The organism is Agaribacter flavus (assembly GCF_042646125.1).
In the GTDB taxonomy this organism is placed as follows: Bacteria; Pseudomonadota; Gammaproteobacteria; order Enterobacterales; family Alteromonadaceae; genus Glaciecola; species Glaciecola flavus.
Map to the genome: position 1 here is coordinate 92,823 of NZ_JBHRSW010000023.1, position 346 is coordinate 93,168.

General features: G+C 44.8%; 1 protein-coding gene. It reads right to left on the bottom strand.

All coding sequences use genetic code 11. The annotated features are described in order from the left end of the window. Positions 1–346, bottom strand: a 346-nt coding sequence (locus ACFOHL_RS12870) for an IS66 family transposase zinc-finger binding domain-containing protein (RefSeq protein ID WP_376920647.1), incomplete at both ends; no start/stop codon positions are given.

The window sequence follows — 346 nt, forward strand, 5'->3', positions numbered from 1 at the left end:
CTTGATACCCAGTTGACTAAAGATGACTTCTTGTCGATATAACGGCAGGCCATGTTGGTATTTAGCGGTGATTAACTGGGCAAGGATACTCGGTGTGGCATAACTCTTTGGTAAAATACTTGCCACTGGTGGGGCTTGTTTAATCGGTGTCTTCGTCTCATTTTCTTGGCAGTGTCTGCAAGCATATTTTAAGCGATGGTGCTCTTCTACTTTTGTTGTTGCCGGCACGAAGACGAATTTTTCAGTCACGTCTTTGCCCATTATGTGCATTTCACCTTGGCAACAGTCACACACTTTATCGGCTTCATCGATATCGTGTACGACCACTTCACGAGGAATATGGTCG